This window comes from Streptomyces sp. NPDC052910 (assembly GCF_055585605.1).
In genome coordinates this window covers 643,005-658,703 of sequence record NZ_JBVJJR010000002.1, presented here as the reverse complement: position 1 = coordinate 658,703, position 15,699 = coordinate 643,005, and the positions used below count along the sequence as shown (strand labels likewise).

Annotated in this window: 13 protein-coding genes; 11 read left to right on the top strand and 2 right to left on the bottom strand. The window is 75.0% G+C overall.

Going from position 1 to position 15,699, the window contains the following annotated elements; genetic code table 11:
• The first annotated feature begins 33 nt into the window (after positions 1-33).
• From ACZ6X9_RS08580 to ACZ6X9_RS08565, 4 genes are all read left to right on the top strand, one after another.
• Entirely contained in the window at positions 34-540 is a 507-nt protein-coding gene (locus tag ACZ6X9_RS08580; RefSeq protein WP_469777187.1) for a glutathione peroxidase, read from the top strand.
• A 184-nt stretch (positions 541-724) separates the two neighbouring features.
• Complete coding sequence (locus ACZ6X9_RS08575) at positions 725-2,161, top strand: MFS transporter (protein WP_469777186.1); 1,437 nt, start codon at positions 725-727, stop codon at positions 2,159-2,161.
• An 84-nt stretch (positions 2,162-2,245) separates the two neighbouring features.
• A complete protein-coding gene (locus tag ACZ6X9_RS08570; protein WP_469777185.1) occupies positions 2,246-3,691 on the top strand; it encodes a glyceraldehyde-3-phosphate dehydrogenase in 1,446 nt (481 codons plus the stop codon).
• Positions 3,692-3,883: 192 nt separating this feature from the next.
• The gene (locus tag ACZ6X9_RS08565; protein WP_469777184.1) at positions 3,884-5,266 is read left to right on the top strand and encodes an aminopeptidase P family protein; all 1,383 of its coding nucleotides are present in this window, start codon (positions 3,884-3,886) and stop codon (positions 5,264-5,266) included.
• Here ACZ6X9_RS08565 and ACZ6X9_RS08560 read toward each other — a convergent pair.
• Together ACZ6X9_RS08560 and ACZ6X9_RS08555 are read right to left on the bottom strand one after the other, a co-directional pair.
• Positions 5,255-5,860 (bottom strand): leucine-rich repeat domain-containing protein, encoded by a 606-nt coding sequence (locus ACZ6X9_RS08560; protein ID WP_469777183.1) that lies wholly within the window; start codon positions 5,858-5,860, stop codon positions 5,255-5,257. The two genes, ACZ6X9_RS08565 and ACZ6X9_RS08560, sit on opposite strands and share 12 nt — an antisense overlap.
• A gap of 16 nt (positions 5,861-5,876) precedes the next feature.
• On the bottom strand, positions 5,877-6,743 hold the full coding sequence (locus ACZ6X9_RS08555) for a DUF2127 domain-containing protein (protein ID WP_469777182.1): 867 nt from the start codon (positions 6,741-6,743) through the stop codon (positions 5,877-5,879).
• A 159-nt stretch (positions 6,744-6,902) separates the two neighbouring features.
• Here ACZ6X9_RS08555 and ACZ6X9_RS08550 point away from each other — a divergent pair, with 159 nt between their 5' ends.
• The 7 genes from ACZ6X9_RS08550 (at position 6,903) to ACZ6X9_RS08520 (ending at position 15,580) form a co-directional block, all read left to right on the top strand.
• The gene (locus ACZ6X9_RS08550) at positions 6,903-8,054 is read left to right on the top strand and encodes an NAD(P)/FAD-dependent oxidoreductase (protein WP_469777181.1); all 1,152 of its coding nucleotides are present in this window, start codon (positions 6,903-6,905) and stop codon (positions 8,052-8,054) included.
• Between the two features lie 764 nt (positions 8,055-8,818).
• Positions 8,819-9,130, top strand: a complete 312-nt coding sequence (locus ACZ6X9_RS08545) for a (2Fe-2S)-binding protein (RefSeq protein WP_469777180.1) — start codon at positions 8,819-8,821, stop codon at positions 9,128-9,130.
• A complete protein-coding gene (locus tag ACZ6X9_RS08540) occupies positions 9,111-10,829 on the top strand; it encodes an FAD-dependent oxidoreductase (RefSeq protein ID WP_469777179.1) in 1,719 nt (572 codons plus the stop codon). The genes ACZ6X9_RS08545 and ACZ6X9_RS08540 overlap by 20 nt, the downstream gene beginning before the upstream one ends.
• 513 nt (positions 10,830-11,342) lie before the next feature.
• Positions 11,343-12,320: a dihydrodipicolinate synthase family protein gene (locus ACZ6X9_RS08535; protein WP_469777178.1), complete on the top strand. Its 978-nt coding sequence runs from the start codon at positions 11,343-11,345 to the stop codon at positions 12,318-12,320.
• A 95-nt stretch (positions 12,321-12,415) separates the two neighbouring features.
• A complete protein-coding gene (locus tag ACZ6X9_RS08530; protein ID WP_469777177.1) occupies positions 12,416-13,420 on the top strand; it encodes a proline racemase family protein in 1,005 nt (334 codons plus the stop codon).
• Entirely contained in the window at positions 13,417-14,802 is a 1,386-nt protein-coding gene (locus ACZ6X9_RS08525; protein WP_469777176.1) for an aldehyde dehydrogenase family protein, read from the top strand. Before ACZ6X9_RS08530 ends, ACZ6X9_RS08525 begins: the two co-directional genes overlap by 4 nt.
• A 64-nt stretch (positions 14,803-14,866) precedes the next feature.
• Complete coding sequence (locus ACZ6X9_RS08520; RefSeq protein ID WP_469777175.1) at positions 14,867-15,580, top strand: GntR family transcriptional regulator; 714 nt, start codon at positions 14,867-14,869, stop codon at positions 15,578-15,580.
• Positions 15,581-15,699 lie beyond the last annotated feature (119 nt).

Below are 15,699 nucleotides of genomic sequence, written 5' to 3'. Positions count from 1 at the left end.
GCCGGCCCGACGATGACGACGCAAGGAGCGCACATGTCCGCCCCCTCCGCCCCCTCCTTTCACGACGTGCGGATCGACGCCCTCACCGGCGGCCCCGCCGACCTCGCCCAGTACCGCGGCAAGGCCGTCCTGGTCGTCAATGTCGCCTCCCGGTGCGGGCTGACACCGCAGTACGCGGCCCTGGAGAAGCTCCACCAGCGGTACGCCGACCGGGGCTTCACCGTGCTGGGCGTGCCCTGCAACCAGTTCATGGGCCAGGAGCCCGGCAGCGCGGAGGAGATCGCCACCTTCTGCTCGGCCACCTACGGCGTGACGTTCCCGCTGACGGAGAAGACCGACGTCAACGGCACCGGCCGGCACCCGCTGTACGCCGGGCTCGTGGACACGCCGGACGCCGAAGGGCACACCGGCGACATCCGCTGGAACTTCGAGAAGTTCCTCGTCGCCCCCGACGGTACGGTGGCCGCCCGGTTCAGCCCGCGTACCGAGCCCGACGCCCCCGAGGTGACGGCCGCGATCGAGGCGGTTCTGCCGGCCTGACGTCGCGCTCGCCTCGCGCTCGCCTCGCGCTCGCCTCGCGCTCGCGTCCCGTTCGCCGCGCCCTCGTCGGTGACGTGACGGATCCGTGCGGCCGTCGGCGGCGGGCCGGGCGGTGCCCCGTATCGTTCCGGAGCGGTGTGGTCCCGGCCGGTCGGGACGATGGGGTGGCGGAGGGAGAGCGGGTATGTGGGGGAAAAGACGGGCGCCGGGGCTGCCGCGGGCGGTGCGGCTTCTGGTGGTGGCCCGGGCGGTCAACCGGCTCGGGGCCTTCTCGCTCTCCTTCCTCACCGTCCTCGTCAGCACCGAGTACGGGACGAGCGCCGCCACGGCCGGGCTCGTCACGGCGGGCTTCGGGCTCGCCTCGATCCCGTCGCGCCTGGCCGGTGGGCGGCTCGCGGACCGGATCGGCCGGCGGCGCACGATGGTGCTCGGCCTGACCGGCTGCGCCGTCACCCAGCTCGGCATCGCCGGCGCCACCTCCCTCACGGCGGTCGCCGTCTGGGCGGCGCTCCTCGGGCTGGTCTTCGAGCTGTACGAGCCGCCGAGCCAGGCCCTGATCGCCGACGCCGTGGGACCCGCCGACCGGGTGCGCGCCTTCGGCCTGCTCAACGCGGCGCTGGCCGCCGGCGGGATGGGCGCCGGGCTGCTCGCGGCCGGGCTGGGGCACTGGGGACTGCGGTGGTTGTTCGTCGTGGACGCGCTGACGTGTCTGGTGTGCGCGGCCGTCGTACAGATCGCCCTGCCCGCCGATCACCGGTCCGTCCGGCGCTCGCCCGGCGACGGCGCGTCCCCCGTCGGCGACCGGCCCGGCCCCGCGGGCGGCCCGGCGCCGGGCGCGTCGCGCACGCCGGGGAAGGCGGCAGTGCCGGAGGGGGCGGACGGTGCCGCCGTCCGCCCGTGGCGCGACACCGCGCTGCTGCTCATGCTGCTCTCCGGCACGGTCTTCGCGCTGGTCGCCTCGCAGATCCTGCTGGCGCTGCCGCTGGTCATGGTGCGGCACGGCCTGGAACCGGCCGACGCGGGGTTCCTCTTCACCGTCTCCGCCGTGACGGTCGTCGCCGTCCAGCCCGCGCTGCGGCTGCGCCGGTTCGCGGCCTTGTCGGCGCCGGCGGCGCTCGCGCTCGGGTACGTACTCGTCGGTGCCGGGGTCGCGGGTTACGCGTTCGCCCACACGCTGCCCGCGCACGCGGCGGCCACCGTGGTGTGGAGTCTGGGCGACGCGTTCCTGCTCGGCCGGGCGTTCGCCGTGGTCGCCGGGCTCGCGCCGCCCGGTGGCACCGGCCGTTATCTGGCCGTGTTCGGTCTCTGCTGGGGCATCGCCGCAGTGGCCGCGCCGGTCACCGGCACCCAGCTCCTGCAACGCGCCGGGGTGGCCCCGATGTGGCTGGGCATGGCGGCCCTCTGCCTGCTGCTGGCCGCCGCCCAGCCGTTCCTCGTCCGGCCGGCGGCCGAACCGCTCCCGGCGGCGCCGCCCGCGTCCGAGCCGGAGCCGTCCGCGACCGAGTCGGAGCCGTCCGCGACCGAGTCGAAGTCATCCGCGACCGAGTCGGCAGCGGTTCACTGCGAGCCCCCCGGCGCCAGTGGTTCGAAGAGAGATCGGAGCGACGGCCGGGGAATGTGAGGAAGCAGCCACCCCACACCCCTTGAGTGCTCGAACAGGTGTGGGGTTAACATGTGAGCGCCGCCTAGCTCGAAAGATACGCCTGTGACTGTCAATGACGACACGTTCGCCAACTGGAAGTACCGCGAGGAGATCGCGGAGTCGATGATCCCGATCATCGGGAAGCTGCACCGGGAGCGGGACGTCACGGTCCTGGTCCACAGCCGCTCCCTGGTGAACAAGTCGGTGGTCAGCATCCTCAAGACGCACCGCTTCGCCCGGCAGATCGCGGGGGAGGAGCTCGCGGTCACCGAGACGATGCCGTTCCTGCGGGCCCTCACCACGCTCGACCTCGGGCCGTCCCAGATCGACATCGGCATGCTCGCCGCCACCTACCGGGCCGACGACCGCGGCCTGTCGGTGGAGGAGTTCACCGCCGAGGCCGTCGCCGGGGCGCTGGGGGACAGCAAGATCGAGCGCCGTGAGCCGCGCGACGTCGTCCTCTACGGCTTCGGCCGCATCGGCCGTCTCCTCGCCCGGCTGCTCATCGAGAAGGCCGGCTCGGGCAACGGCCTGCGGCTGCGCGCCATCGTGGTCCGCAAGGGCGCGGGCCAGGACATCGTGAAGCGCGCCTCGCTGCTGCGCCGCGACTCCATCCACGGGCAGTTCCAGGGCACGATCACCGTGGACGAGGCGAACAGCCGGATCATCGCCAACGGCAACGAGATCCAGGTGATCTACTCCGACGACCCGACGGCCGTCGACTACACGGCGTACGGGATCAAGGACGCCATCCTCATCGACAACACCGGCAAGTGGCGCGACCGTGAGGGGCTTTCGAAGCACCTCCGGCCGGGCATCGCCAAGGTCGTGCTGACCGCTCCGGGCAAGGGCGACGTCCCCAACGTCGTCCATGGCGTCAACCACGACATGATCAAGCCGGACGAGCAGATCATCTCCTGCGCGTCCTGCACCACCAACGCGATCGTCCCGCCGCTGAAGGCGATGGCGGACGAGTACGGCGTGCTGAACGGCCACGTGGAGACCGTCCACTCGTTCACCAACGACCAGAACCTGCTGGACAATTACCACAACTCCGACCGCCGCGGCCGCTCCGCGCCGCTGAACATGGTCATCACCGAGACGGGCGCCGCCTCCGCCGTCGCCAAGGCCTTGCCCGACCTCAAGGCGCGGATCACCGGCAGCTCCATCCGCGTCCCCGTGCCGGACGTCTCGATCGCCATCCTCAACCTGCGGCTGGCCCGCGAGACCACCCGCGAGGACGTCCTCGACTACCTCCGCAACGTCTCGCTGACCTCGCCGCTCAAGCGTCAGATCGACTTCATCAGCGCGCCCGACGCCGTCTCCAGCGACTTCATCGGCTCGCGCCACGCCTCGATCGTCGACGCCGGTGCCACCAAGGTCGAGGGCGACAACGCGATCCTCTACCTCTGGTACGACAACGAGTTCGGCTACTCCTGCCAGGTCGTGCGCGTCGTCCAGCACGTCTCCGGGGTGGAGTACCCGACGTACCCGGCGCCGGTGGCCTGACCCCGGCCGACCCGCTGAGGCGCGGGTCCGGAACGCGCTCTCGAGAACACAGGCCGCTCCCTCGCCGCTCACGGCGGGGGAGCGGCCTTTTCCGGTTTTTAGGCTTTCCGGCTTCTGACCGGTGACATGTGAACGGTGAAACCGTAATGTGAAATGGTACTCCCGGTACCAGCTCGCTCCAGGAGGAAGGCCGTGCCCGAACCCGCCACCACCCCCATCCGCACCATGAGCCATGACCTGCCGGTGTCCCCGGAGCTGGCGGCGTTCATGGGCGCGGGCTGGGCGCCCGCCCCGCCGCCCGGCAACGGCCGGTCACCTGTCGCGGACGCCGCGGCCGCGAGACGGGCCCGGCTGTCCGCCCGCTTCCCGGGCGAACGGCTGATCGTGCCCGCCGGCGAGCCGAAGGTGCGCTCCAACGACTGCGACTTCCGCTTCCGCCCGCACAGCGCCTACGCCTGGCTCACCGGCCTCACCGGCGAGGACCAGGCCGGCCACGTCCTCGTCCTGGAGCCGGACGGCCCGCACCGGCACCAGGCGGTGCTGCACGTCCGGCCGCGCCCGCCCCGCTCGGCCGGCTCCTCCGCGTTCTACCGCGACCGGCGCCACGGCGAGTTCTGGGTCGGCCGGTCCGCCGACCCCGCCGAGACCGAGCGCGCGACGGGCATCCGCTGCACACCCCTGGCCCCCGACGGTTCCCTCCCGCCCGGCCGCGTCGCCACCGCCGACGGCGAACTCGCGTCCGTTCTCAGCGAATTGCGGCTGGTCAAAGATGCCTGGGAGGTCGGGCAACTGCAACAGGCCGTCGACCACACCGCCGCCGGTTTCGAAGACGTCGTCCGGGCCCTCCCACGCGCCCTGGCGCACCCGCGCGGTGAGCGCTGGATCGAGGGAGTCTTCGGGCTGCGCGCCCGCGCCGAAGGCAACGGCACCGGCTACGAGACCATCGCCGCGTCCGGCGCGCACGCCTGCGTCCTGCACTGGACTCGCAACGACGGCCGGCTCGACCCGCGCGACCTGCTCCTCCTCGACGCCGGCGTGGAGACCGACACCCTCTACACCGCCGACATCACCCGCACCCTCCCCCTCTCCGGCCGTTTCTCGTCCGTCCAGCGGCAGGTCTACGACCTCGTCCTCGCCGCCCAGGAAGCGGGCATCGCCGCCCTCAAGCCCGGCGCGAGCTTCCGCGACTTCCACCGGGCCGGCATGCGCGTCATCGCCGAGGGCCTCACCGAGTGGGGCGTCCTCCGCACCCCCGACGGCGACCTCCACCGCCGCTACACCCTCTGCAGCAGCGGACACATGCTCGGCCTGGACGTCCACGACTGCGCCCAAGCCCGCGCCGACGCCTACCTCGACGGCGTCCTGGAGGAAGGCCAAGTCCTCACCGTCGAACCCGGCCTCTACCTCCAGCCCGACGACGAGACCCTGCCCCCCGCGCTGCGCGGCATCGGCGTCCGCATCGAGGACGACCTCGTCATCACCGCCGACGGCGCCCGGCTGATGTCGGCGGCGCTGCCGCGCACGCCGGACGCGATCGAGGCGTGGATGGGGGAACTCGCGGCGTCAGCGGGATAGCCGGGGGATGAGGGGTGCCGATCCGGCCGGTGACTGCTCGACGTCCGGCCCGCCGGTGTGGGGTGTTCCGGTACAGCCCTCGGCCGGCGCGGGCAGGGCGTCGACGCACGCGGCCGAGCAGGCGTTGACCAGCATCGGCAGCACGTCGCGCCCTGAAATGCACAAGGGAATCCAGACCTGACGGACCTGACGGACCGTCCCTTCCGTGATGTCCCGGTCGCAGACGCTGCACGTCCGGATGGCGGCACTGCCCCACACACCGGGGTCGAGATCCTTCAGGTCCGCGCCCCGGGCCGCGGCCGTGGCGGCCGACAGGGCCGGGAACGGCGGCCGGAACTTGACGTTGCCGTACAGGGCGCGTGTGCTCACGGTGCTGTGCCGTAGAGCGGGGCACCGGGTGAGCTCGTACGGGAACCAGTGCAGGCGGTAGGAGGTGTACGGGGAGAATCCCTCCAGGCTGCGCATGGCACCGATCTCCGGTGGGATGCGCACCAGGTTGCTGTCGTAGAGCACCCGGTGCCTGACCGAGGCGAGCTTGGCGATCGTCGGCGGGAGGGTGACGACCTGCCGTCGCTGCTCCGGAGTGAGCTCCATTAGCGGCGTGAAGACCTCACGCCGGTCCGCGGCGGCCCCCAAGGGGCGGACCCGGATGGACCCGTTCCAGCGCCTCCCAGCCGCTGTCGCGTTCCCGTTCGGCCGCTTCCGCGTGGCCGCCGCCGCGCAGGCCGAAGAGGCGCTTGGCGAAGAGGAGGTAGACCACCACGGCCAGGTTGACGATCAGGGTGCACACCTTCAACGGGCTGACCCGCTCGTGGAGTTCGTAGACCTCGGGCACCAGGAGCACGCTCGTGGCGATGAAGGTCAGGTACTCGGCCCAGCGGGCGGCGCGCCAGAGGCCGTAGGCCTCCACGCCCTCCAGGACCGCGTACCCGGCGATGACCAGGCCGATCAGCCACAGTGTGCGGTCGTGGGCGGCGAACGCCTTGTCCAGGTCGCCGAGCAGGCCGTGGCCGTGGATGCCGCTGGGGCCGCCGACGCCGTTCTGGAGGTCGTCCACGATCCGGTAGAAGGGGCCGCGCAGGCGGGTGCGTTCGTGGGCGAAGACGAAGACGGCGACGGCGAGGATCGCGAGGACGACGAAGTGCACCAGCCGGTCGAGTGCGATCAGGCGGAGGACGTAGCGGTCCCGCAACGGGCGGCCCCGGGGCGGCAGTTCGATGGAGTCGCGGTCCTCGGGGGTCTCGCGTCGCGGGCGGTCCGGCGGTGGGAGCGGCAGCCACGCGTCGCAGCGCAGGCAGCGGTGCCAGCGGTGGCCGTCGGGTGTCTCGCGTACCAGGAGCGCGTCCTCGGGGCGGACGCGCGCCGCGTCGGTGCCGATGAGGCGGTGGCCGTGCAGCGCGCACTCCAGCAGCTCGTAGCGGATTCCGCGCCGCCGCCGTACGCCCGGCGCGGGCTGTCGGTCCGGGGTGTCCGGCACTGATGTCCCCCTTCGCTTGGTCCGCACTGGATTATGGCGATCCGTCGTGCGCGGCACGCCGCGTTTGACGCCGCCGTTGCCCTAAGCGAGGGAGGAGTTGGGGGACGCCGGCGCGGCCGGGCCCTTGGCGAGGGCAGTGCAATGTGAAATATTACCGCCGTGTCCTCGAACGGCTCTTCGGATGTCATCGTCGTCGGCGCGGGCGTCGTCGGCGCCGCCTGCGCCCGTTACGCCGCCCGCGCCGGCCTCTCCGTCACCGTCGTCGACCGCGGACCCGTGGCCGGCGGGACCACGGGGGCCGGTGAGGGCAATCTCCTGGTCTCCGACAAGGAGCCCGGACCGGAACTCGAACTCGCTCTGTGCTCGGCCGAGTTGTGGCGGCGACTGGTCGACGGGCTGCCGGCCGCCGTCGAGTACGAGGCCAAGGGAGGCCTGGTCGTCGCCTCCACCCCCGCCGGAGCCGACGCGCTACGAACCTTCGCCGCGCGCCAGACGGCGGCGGGCGTCACCGCCCACGCCGTCCCGGCGGACCGGCTGCGCGACCTGGAACCCCACCTCGCCCCCGGCCACGCGGGCGGCGTCCACTACCCGCAGGACGCCCAGGTCCAGCCCGCCCTCGCCGCCGCCCACCTGCTCCGCGCCCGGGGCGTGCGGGTACGGACCGGTGAACCGGTCACCGCCGTCCTCACCGGCCGGGGCGGCGCGGTGCGCGGCGTCCGGACGCCCGCCGGCGACCTCCACGCCCCGTACGTGGTGAACGCCGCCGGCACCTGGGGCGGCGAGGTGGCCCGGCTCGCCGGGGCGCACCTGCCCGTCCTGCCGCGCCGCGGCTTCGTGCTCGTCACCGAACCGCTGCCGCGCGTCGTCCGGCACAAGGTCTACGCGGCCGACTACGTCGCCGACGTCGCCAGCGGCTCGGCCGCCCTCCAGACCTCCGCCGTGGTCGAGGGCACCCCGGCGGGCCCGGTACTTGTCGGGGCCAGCCGGGAACGCGTCGGCTTCGACCGCACCCTGTCGACGGAGGCGCTGCGCCGCCTCGCGGCGGGGGCCGCCGCGCTGTTCCCGGTGCTCGCCGGGGTACGGGTCCTGCGGGCGTACGCCGGGTTCCGCCCGTACCTGCCCGACCACCTGCCGGCGATCGGCCCCGACCCGCGCGTGCCCGGCCTGCTGCACGCCTGCGGCCACGAGGGCGCGGGCATCGGACTCGCCCCGGCCACGGGTGCGTTGATCGCCGCCCTGCTGACGGGCGGCCGGCCCCCGGTCGACCCGCGGCCGTTCGCGCCCGGCCGCTTCGCGGCGGTGACGGCGTGACAGCGGCGGCGGGTGGGACCTCGGCGGGCGTGCGGAGGGGTGGGGGAGCGGCCCGGCCGGGCGCGGTCCGGATCGGCCGCGGTGACGGCGTGGGAGCGGCGGCGGGCAGGATCCCGGCGGGCGTGCGGAGGGGTGGGGGAGCGGCCCGGCCGCGCGCGGTCCGGATCGGCCGTGGTGCTTCGCCGACTCCGCCGGTACGCGGGGGACCTCGCGTCCGTTCCCACGACTGTGCGGACGCGCCCGGACCGCCCACCTCCCGGCCGCGACACGCGGGTGCCGTGAACGCCGGAACCCCGACCGCCGCCGCTCGGCCGTGCCAGGGGAAGCGGCGGCGCCGCCGTGCCCGCTCCGGCCGCATCCCACGTCACGGTGCCCCACGTCACGGTGCCCCACGTCACCGTGCCCCACGTCACCGTGCCCCACGTCACCGTGCCCTGCGCCTCACCGAGCCTCGCGCTTCACCGAACTCCGGACCCCACCGAGCCCCGCACCTCACCGAGCCCCGCACCTCACCGAGCCCCGCACCTCACCGCGCCCCGAACCCCACCGAGCCCCGCACCTCACCGCGCCCCGGACCCCACCGAGCCCCGAACCCCGCCGAACTCCGAACCCTGCCGAACTCCGAACCCTGCCGAGCCCCGAGCCCCGCCGAGCCCCGGACCCCGCCGAGCCCCGAGCCCCACCGAGCCCCGACTCCCGAACCCCACCGAATCCCGCCCCTCAACCTCACGAAGCGAGAACCCCCGACCCAGAAGGAGTCCCGCATGCCGCGCCGCCGCGCCCCCGGCGTTCCGTCCGACGCCGCCGCGTTCGAGATCAGCTTCGACGGGCGTCCGCTCCGCGCCCTGCCCGGGCAGACGATCGCCGCCGTGCTGTGGAGTGCCGGCGTGCTCGCCTGGCGGACGACCCGTGGCGGCGGGCGGCCGCGGGGCGTGTTCTGCGGCATCGGGCAGTGTCACGACTGCCTCGCCACCGTCAACGGGGAGCCCAACCGGCGGGCCTGCCTGGTGCCGGCCCGGCCCGGGGACGCCGTCACGACCCAGGAGGGACACGGCCGTGCCGGGTTCGCCGTCTGAGCCGCGGGCTCCGTACGACCTCGCCGTGATCGGCGCGGGACCCGCAGGGACGGCCGGTGCCGTCGCCGCGTCGGAGTTGGGGCTGTCCGTCGTGCTCCTCGACGCCGCCGACCGGCCCGGCGGCCAGTTCTTCCGCTCCCGGGGCGCGGAACCGGCCGGTTCCGGGCGTGACCGGGACCGGGGCCCGGGCCGGGCGGCCTTCGCCGCGCTGTGCGCCCGGTCGGCGGCGGCCGACCGTCTCGACCACCGCGCCGCGCACTACGTCTGGGCCGTGACCCGGGACGGCGGCGAAGCGTGGAACGTCCACGCCGTGACCGGCCCCGACGGCGACGGCGGCGAGCCGGTCCGCGTCCGGGCCCGCGCGGTGCTCCTGGCGACCGGCGCCCAGGAGCGCCAACTCCCCTTCCCCGACTGGACCCTGCCCGGTGTGGTGGGCGCGGGCGGCGCCCAGGCGATGCTCAAATCCGGCGGGGTCCTGCCGGGCGCGCGGGTCGTCGTCGCGGGCAGCGGGCCGCTGCTGCTCGCCGTCGCCTCCTCGCTGGCCGCCGCCGGGGCGCGGGTCCCGGCCGTCGTCGAGGCGTCCGGCTACCTCGGCTACACCCGCCATCCGCGAGCCCTGGCCGTCAACCCGCACAAGGCGCTCGAAGCGGCGTCCCACGGCGCGGTGTTGCTCCGCCACCGGGTGCCCCTGCGCACCCGGAGCGCGGTCACCCGGGTGCACGGCACCGACCGCGTCGAGGCCGTCACGGTCACCCGGCTCGACCGCGACTGGCGGCCCGTCCCGGGTACCGGCCGCCGGGTCGCCTGCGACGCGCTCGCCGTCGGCCACGGCCTGGAACCGCGGATCGAACTCGCCACCGGCCTCGGCTGCGCCACCCGGCGCACCCCGGACGGCGCCCACGCCCTCGTCGTGGACGGCCTTCAGGAGACCACCGTGCCCGGCCTCTGGGCGGCGGGGGAGACCGCCGGCATCGGTGGCTGGCAACTGGCCTGGGCCGAGGGCGAGATGGCGGGCCTCGCGGTCGTGGCCCGGCTGTCGGGACGGGCCGGCACCGCCACCGCCGGGCGCCTGCGCGAGCTGCGCCGCCGCCGTGACCGGCTGCGGTCCTTCGCCGACGCGATGGCCGCCGCCCACGCTCCGGGAGCGGGCTGGACGGACTGGCTCACCGACGACACGGACGTGTGCCGCTGCGAGGAGGTCACCGCCGGCCGCGTCCGCGAAGCGGTCGCCGGCCTCGGCGCCCATGACACGCGGACCGTCAAACTCCTCACCCGCGCGGGCATGGGCTGGTGCCAGGGACGTGTCTGCGGCACCGCCGTGGCCTGCCTCGCCGCCGCGGGCGGCGGCGGTGCGGGGCGAGGGACCGTACCGCCGGCCCCCGTGCACCGGCCGCTCGCCGTACCGGTCCCGCTGGGGGTGCTGGCCGCGCTCCACGAGGGGGAGCCCGACGGCCCCGCCGCGTCCGGAGAGCCGGAACCGCCGCCCGCCGCCGGGAGGCGTGCCGGTCGGGAACCTTCCGTGCCGCGCGGGCCCGCCGGACCGGAGTGCTCCGTGCCGTACGCGCCTGCCGGACCGGAGCCCTCCGTGCCATGCGCGCCCACCGGGCGGGAGTCCCCTGGCAGCGGTGCGCCGGACGGCCCGGGGCTCGGTGGGCCGCCCGGGCCCGGCGCGACCGGCGGCCATGGTCAGGCCCGTTGAGGTGCGCCGGGCGAGCGGCGTCCGTCCGCCTGTTGCAGGCTCTGCCGGGCTCGCCGGCCAGGCGGGAGGAGAACCTGCTCGGCCTGCCGGCCGTCGTGGAGGCGGGCACCGCCGTGCTGCGCGGCGGCGCCGAGCGGGTGCCGGCCGAGGCGCCGAACGTGCGGGGGAGGCGACTGCGGCGCCGAGCGTGCGGGAGGCGACCACAACGCGACCGCCCGTACCGGTCTCACCAGCCGGCGGGAACCTTCCCGGCCGCGGGTCCCGGCGCGGCCGGCGGCCGGAAACCGCGTGTGACCCCATCGCGCCCGCCGGCCGCGCGCCGCACGTGCCGGGTGTGCCCACCGGCCGGAACGTCGGCTGTCGGCCGCCACCGTCGGGCCGCAGCCCGGCGGTCCGGGGCCGGCCGACGGACAGGGGGCGCGCGAAGGCCGACCAACTGGCGTTCCCCTCAGCCCACTTGTGAGCTCCCCCCACCTCTCAATAAAATGTCACATCATACAGAAGGGCATCGGCATGACCGCCACCTCCTGGAACCCCGCCCGTCCCTGGCGCGGCATCATGGTCGCCACCGCGCTCCCGTTCCGCGACCCCCACGACGAGAACAACGCCGACGACCGCGACGACGACCGCCACCACGGCGACGGCAACGGCCACGGCGACCTCCGCGTCGACCACGACGCCTACGCCGTCCACGTCCGCCGGCTGCTGGACGCCGGGTGCGACGGCGTCGTCCCCAACGGCTCGCTCGGCGAGTACCAGACGCTCACCGACGACGAACGGGCCCGCGTCGTGCGGACCGCAGTCGAGGCGGCGGGGGACGGGGCCCGGGTGATGCCCGGCGTCTCGGCGTACGGCGCGGCCGAGGCGCGGCGCTGGGCGGAGCAGGCCGCCGAGGCCGGCTGCGGGTCCGTCCTGCTGCTGCCGCCGAACGCGTACCGCGCCGACGAGCGTGCCGTCCGCGCCCATTACGCGGAGGTCGCCCGGGCCGGGCTGCCGGTGGTCGCCTACAACAACCCCTTCGACACCAAGGTCGACCTGACCCCGGAGCTGCTGGCCGCCCTCCACCGCGACGGGTCGATCGTCGCCGTCAAGGAGTTCTCCGGCGACGTCCGGCGGGCCTACGAGATCGCGGAACTCGCCCCCGGCCTGGACCTGTTGGCGGGGGCCGACGACGTGCTGCTGGAGCTGGTGACCGCCGGGGCCGTCGGCTGGATCGCGGGGTACCCCAACGCCTTCCCCGTCACCTGCGCCGCCCTCTACCGGGCCGTCGCCGACGGTGACCTCGACACGGCCCTGCCGCTGTACCGCTCCCTGCACCCGCTGCTGCGCTGGGATTCCCGGACGGAGTTCGTGCAGGCCATCAAGGTGTCCATGGACGTCGTCGGCTTCGGTGGGGGCCCGAGTCGGCCGCCGCGGCTGCCGCTCGTCCCGGAGGCGGAGGCGCGGGTGCGCGCCGCCACCGAGAAGGCCGTCGCCGACGGGCACCACTGACACCCACCGTCACGCACCCACCGTCACGCACTCCCCGTCACGCACCCATCGTCACGCACTCCCCGTCACGCACCCATCGTCACGAAAGGACGTCCGTGCGCACCCGTCGCGTCTTCCACGCCGTCGACTCGCATACCGAGGGCATGCCCACCCGTGTCGTCACCGGCGGCGTCGGGGTGATCCCGGGCGCCACCATGGCCGAGCGGCGGCGGTACCTCACCGAGCACCTGGACCACCTCCGCACCCTCCTGATGTACGAGCCGCGCGGCCACGCGTCGATGAGCGGCGCGATCCTCCAGCCCCCGACCCGCCCCGACGCGGACCACGGTGTCCTGTTCATCGAGGTCTCCGGGGCGCTGCCGATGTGCGGGCACGGCACCATCGGCGTCGCCACCGTCCTCGTCGAGACCGGGATGGTCCCCGTCACCGAACCCGTCACCACCGTCCGGCTCGACACCCCCGCCGGTCTCGTCACCGTCGACGTCCGGGTGGAGGACGGCGCCGCCCAGGCGGTCACGCTCACCAACGTGCCGTCCTTCTGCGTCGCCCTGGACCGGAAGGCGGACGTTCCCGGGTACGGCACGGTCACCTACGACCTCGCCTTCGGCGGCAACTTCTACGCCTTCGTCGAACTCGGCGCGCTGGGCCTGCCGTTCGACCGGGGCCGCAAGGACGACCTGCTGGCGGCCGGGCTCGCCGTCATGGACGCCGTCAACGCCGCGCCCGACCGGCCCGCGCACCCCGAACACCCGGGGATACAGGGGCTCAAGCACGTCTACCTGGCCGCGCCCGGCTCCGACGCGTACCACTCGCGGCACGCGATGGCCATCCACCCGGGCTGGTTCGACCGGTCGCCCTGCGGCACCGGGACGTCCGCCCGGATGGCCCAGTTGCACGCCCGCGGCGCCCTCCCGCTCGGCCGCGACTTCGTCAACGAGTCCTTCATCGGCACCCGGTTCACCGGCCGCCTCGTGGCGGAGACGCAGGTCGGCGGAGTCCCGGCGGTCGTCCCCGCCATCACCGGCCGCGCCTGGATCACCGGCACCGCCCAGTTCTTCCTCGACCCGGACGACCCCTTCCCCGGAGGCTTCCTCCTGTGACTCCCGCCGCTTCCCTCACCTACACCTCCTGCAACCCGGCCGACCCGGCCGACGTCCTCACCGAGTTCACGGCACCCGGCCCGCGCGCCGCCGCCGGCGCCACGGCCCGGGCCCGCGCCGCGCAGCGGGGGTGGCGGACCGCCGGTGCCGCCGCCCGCTCGGCGGCACTCTCGGCGGTCGCCGGGGCGGTCGAGGCCGCCGCCGGCGAACTGGCCGCCCTCGCCGTACGGGAGGTGGGCAAACCCGCCACCGAGGCCCGCGCCGAAGTGGCCCGTACCGTCGCGATCTGGCGGTACCACGCCCAGGCGCCCTACGAGCCCACCGGCGCCGTCCACGAACCGGCCGCCGGCCCGGGGCTGCTGCTGACCCGCCGCCGCCCGCACGGCGTCGCGGGCCTCGTCACGCCCTGGAACTTCCCGTTCGCCATCCCGAGCTGGAAAGCCGCGCCCGCCCTCGCGGCCGGCAACACCGTCGTCCTCAAGCCCGCGCCCGAAGCCACCGTCTGCGCGCTGCGCCTCGCCGAACTCGTCCACCGCGCCCTGCCGGACGGGGTGTTCACGGTCGTGCCGGGCGGTGCGGGCGAGGGCGCCGCCGTGCTGGACACGGCCGACGTGGTCTCCTTCACCGGCTCGACCGCCGTCGGCGCCCGCGTCGTCGCCGCCGCGACCGCCCGCGGCGTCCCGGTGCAGGCCGAGACGGGCGGGCTGAACGCCGCGATCGTCCTCCCGGACGCCGACATCGGACGGGCCGCCGCGGACATCGCCGCCGCGATCGCCGGGTACGCCGGGCAGAAGTGCACCGCCACCAGCCGGGTGATCGCCGTGGGCGCCGCCCTCGAACCCCTCCGCGAGGCCCTGGCCGAAGCGCTGCGCGCGCTCCCGGCCGGCGACCCGGCCGACCCCGCCACCGTCTGCGGCCCGGTGATCTCCGCGCGCGCCCGCGACCGGGTGACGGAGGCGGCGGACGGCCTGTCCGTCCTCGCCGCCGGGCCGGTGCCCGAGGGGCCCGGGTGGTACGCGGCCCCGACGCTGGTCGAGAAGGCCGAACCGGGGCACCGGCTGCTCACCGAGGAGGTGTTCGGCCCCATCGCGGCCCTGCTGCCCGCGGCCGGCCTCACCGAGGCCGTACGGATCGCCGACTCCGTCCCCCACGGGCTCGTCACCTCGGTACATACGGCGGACCTGGACGCAGCCCTGCACGGAGTCGACGCGCTCCGCACCGGTATGGTCCGCGTCAACGCGCCCACCACCGGTGTGGACTTCCACCTCCCCTTCGGCGGCACCGGGGCCTCCGGCCACGGACCGCGCGAACAGGGCCGCGCCGCCCTGGAGTTCTACACCGCCGAGCGCACGTACACCCTGCTGCCCCATCACGCCGGATGACCCGGAACGGCAATGTGACATTGTACGCTGGTGGTCCAGTCCATCGGGGCGCGAAAGGGACACCATGGGCCACCTTCAGCAGCGCAACCTCATCACCGCCCGGGAGCGCTTGCGCGACCAGGTCGCCCACGCCCTGCGCGCCGCGCTGATCTCCGGAGAGCTGCGCCCCGGCGAGGTCTACTCCGCGCCCGGGCTCGCCGAGGACTTCGGCATCTCCGCGACACCCGTCCGCGAGGCCATGCTCGACCTGGCCCGGGAGGGGCTGGTCGAGCCGGTCCGCAACAAGGGCTTCCGGGTCACCGAGGTCAACGAGCGCGACCTGGACCAGTACACCGAGATCCGCACGCTGATCGAGGTGCCCATGGTCGGCCGGATCACCCGGACCGCCGCCCGCGCGGACCTGGAGGCCCTCCGCCCGGTCGCCGAGGAGATCGTGCGCGCGGCCCGCGACCACGACCTCATCGGCTACCTGGAGGCGGACCGGCGGTTCCACCTCACCCTCCTCGGCCTGTCCGGCAACGAGCGGCTGGTCGAGACCGTCGGCGACCTCCGCAAGCGCTCCCGCCTCTACGGCCTCACCGCCCTCGACGAGCGCGACGAGCTCATCCCGTCCGCCGAAGAACACCTCGAACTCCTGGACCTGATGCTCGCCGGCGACGCCGAGGGCGCCGAGGCGTGCATGAACCGCCACCTCGGCCACGTCCGCTCCCTGTGGGCCGCGAACGCGGAAGCCGCGGAACGGCCGGCACTCCGCAGGGCGGCCGGCGCGCGCCGCTGACGCGGCCGTGCGGTACCGCTCCCCGCGGCTCCGGATCCCCGCGGCTCCGGATCCCCCCGGGGACGCGAGCCGCCGCGCGGGCGTCCGGCCCCTGCCCGCCGCGCGGCCGACGCCGGCGG

What these genes read in the sequence shown, in the direction of transcription:
- ACZ6X9_RS08580 (WP_469777187.1), top strand. Translation starts at nt 34, where the DNA reads ATGTCCGCCCCCTCCGCCCCCTCCTTTCACGACGTGCGGATCGACGCC.
- ACZ6X9_RS08575 (WP_469777186.1), top strand. Translation starts at nt 725, where the DNA reads ATGTGGGGGAAAAGACGGGCGCCGGGGCTGCCGCGGGCGGTGCGGCTT.
- ACZ6X9_RS08560 (WP_469777183.1), bottom strand. Translation starts at nt 5,860, where the DNA reads ATGGAGCTCACTCCGGAGCAGCGACGGCAGGTCGTCACCCTCCCGCCG.
- ACZ6X9_RS08545 (WP_469777180.1), top strand. Translation starts at nt 8,819, where the DNA reads ATGCCGCGCCGCCGCGCCCCCGGCGTTCCGTCCGACGCCGCCGCGTTC.
- ACZ6X9_RS08535 (WP_469777178.1), top strand. Translation starts at nt 11,343, where the DNA reads ATGACCGCCACCTCCTGGAACCCCGCCCGTCCCTGGCGCGGCATCATG.
- ACZ6X9_RS08520 (WP_469777175.1), top strand. Translation starts at nt 14,867, where the DNA reads ATGGGCCACCTTCAGCAGCGCAACCTCATCACCGCCCGGGAGCGCTTG.